The sequence below is a fragment of the Inquilinus sp. genome, from assembly GCF_057815775.1.
Genome location: NZ_JBYRFX010001030.1, coordinates 1 through 2,355 on the forward strand (window position 1 = coordinate 1; position 2,355 = coordinate 2,355).

General features: G+C 71.5%; 3 protein-coding genes. All 3 read right to left on the reverse strand.

Translation table 11 applies throughout. The features are described 5' to 3' along the window. Positions 1–767 (reverse strand): adenylosuccinate synthetase (locus AC3XYG_RS36700; protein WP_489144845.1); only part of this gene is annotated, 767 nt, incomplete at its 3' end. 22 nt (positions 768–789) lie between these two features. Beyond that, the gene (locus AC3XYG_RS36705) at positions 790–1,932 is read right to left on the reverse strand and encodes an ATP phosphoribosyltransferase regulatory subunit (protein WP_489144846.1); all 1,143 of its coding nucleotides are present in this window, start codon (positions 1,930–1,932) and stop codon (positions 790–792) included. A 100-nt stretch (positions 1,933–2,032) separates the two neighbouring features. Beyond that, positions 2,033–2,355, reverse strand: a 323-nt coding sequence (locus AC3XYG_RS36710) for a trypsin-like serine peptidase (protein WP_489144847.1), incomplete at its 5' end; no start/stop codon positions are given.

The following is a 2,355-nucleotide window of genomic DNA, read 5'->3' on the forward strand; positions in this document are numbered from 1 at the left end:
GGCCCGATGCCGGAGCCCGCCGCCGCCTGCCCCGCCACGGTGTTGGACGAGGTGACATAGGGATAGGTGCCGTGGTCGATGTCGAGCATCGCGCCCTGGGCGCCTTCGAACAGGATGCGCTTGCCTTCGCGCTTCAGCGCGTCCAGCCGCTCCCACACCACGCCGACATAGGGCAGGATCTTCGGCGCGACCTCGCGCAGCTGTTCCAGCAGCTCGGCCGGCGCCACCTCGTCCGCGCCCAGCGCGCGCAGCAGCGCGTTGTGATGCGCCAGCAGGGTCTCGACCTTGCCCGGCAGCGCCGCCTCGTCGGCCAGGTCGCAGACCCGGATGGCGCGGCGGCCGGTCTTGTCCTCATAGGCCGGGCCGATGCCGCGGCCGGTCGTGCCGATCTTGGCCTCGCCGCGCGATGCCTCGCGCGCCCGGTCCAGCGCGCCATGCACCGGCAGGATCAGCGCGGCATTCTCCGCCAGCAGCAAATTCTCCGGGCCGACATCCACATCCTGGGCGCGGATCCGCTCGATCTCGGCGAGCAGCGCCCAGGGATCGACCACGACGCCATTGCCGATGATGCCGAGCTTGCCCGGCCGGACGATGCCCGACGGCAGCAGCGAGAGCTTGAGAACCTTGTTGCCGATCACCAGCGTGTGGCCGGCATTGTGCCCGCCCTGGAACCGCACCACGACGTCGGCCCGGCTGGACAGCCAGTCGACAATCTTGCCCTTGCCCTCGTCGCCCCACTGGGCGCCGACCACGGCCACGTTCGCCATCGGAATACCTCTTAACTCTTGTCTAGATCTCGTCGAGCCGGCCGTCCCGAAGGACCCAGCCGCAGCCTAGGCGGCGCGCCTCGACGAGAGGATCGGCGCCGGGCTCCAGCCCGGCGATGGTGACATAGCCTTCGGCCCGCAGCGGCGCGCCGGCGCCATGCGCCGTGCCGAAGGGCAGGAACGCCCGGCGCGGCAGATCCGGCGGCGGCGCCGCACGCAGCACCGTGTCCATGAACAGGGTGAAGCCGGTGGCTTCCTCGCCCTCGGCCCCATTGGCGCGATAGCGGCCGCCGCGCCCAACCTCGCCCCGCGCACCGCGGGCGAACAGGGTGAAGGCAACGCCGGTGTGATATTCGAAGCCGCGATGTTCGACGAAGTCGACGGTGACCATCAGATCCGGCGCCGAGGCGCGGATGCGGCGCACCACCTCGCCCAGCCGGTCCAGGATTGGCCTGGTCTCCGCCGGCAGTTCGATCTTCGCCAGCGCGGCCAGCGCCGCATCGGCCGGGCCGGAGGCGGCGAGCAATGCGCCCAACGCCGCGGCGGCAGCACCGCCAAGCGCGGCGACGGCGGCGGCATCCTTGCGGTCGAGCGCGTGGCGCAGTGCCGTGCCGGCCTCGCCCTCGACACCATGGGCGCCGAGCAGCGCCGGCACCAAAGTCGGTTCGGTCAGGTCGAGCGCCAGCCGGTCGACCCCGACCGCCTGCAGCGCCGCGACCGCCAGCAGCGCCGCCTCGGCATCCGCCGCCGGCTGGGCGCCGCCGATCAGCTCGGCGCCGACCTGGGCGAACTGGCGTTCCGGCCGCAGCTGGGTGCCGCGCACCTGCATCACCTGGCCGGCATAGGCCAAGCGCAGCGGCCGGGCCGCCGCGGCCAGGCGCGAGCGGGCAATGCGGGCGATCTGCACGGTCATGTCGGCACGCAGGCCAAGCATGCGGCTGCCCATCGGATCCATCAGGCGGAAGGTGTGCCGGGCCATGCTGGCGCCGACGCCGGAGAGCAGCGTGTCTTCGAATTCGACCAGCGGCGGCTTGACCCGGTCATAGCCGTGGCTGCCCAGGACCGCGACCATGCATTCGATCACCGCCGCCTCCTGAGCCGCTTCGGGCGGGAGGACGTCGTAGAAACCCTCGGGCAGCAGGGCGGCGTGGAGCGCGTCGGTCATGGCGTGCGGCACGCTAGGGCCTTCGCGGTCGCGGTGCAACGAAGAAGGACACCCCAAGCCCTCGCTTCGCGCTCACCCCCCATGCGCGGGCGAGCCCGCGCTATCCACCATGCGCAGCGAGATACTTTGCCAGGGCATCGGCGAAGGCCCGGCTGTCGACGCCGAGATAGGCGTTCTCGTCGCTGGAATCGTGGAAGAAGCGGGTGACCACGGCCACGATGGCATAGCCGCCATCCTGCTTCATGAAGATCGGGCCGCCGCTGTCGCCCTTGGTCATGTCGCAGTCGTGCTTCATCGTGTTGTCGCGGCGCAGCGCCAGCGCGTGGCAGCCGCTGTGCGCCGTCATCCGATCCGGCGCGTCCCAGGCATAGCCGGCCTGGATCAGCGGCACCCAGTCATGGGCGCGGATCTTCGCCTCGTCCC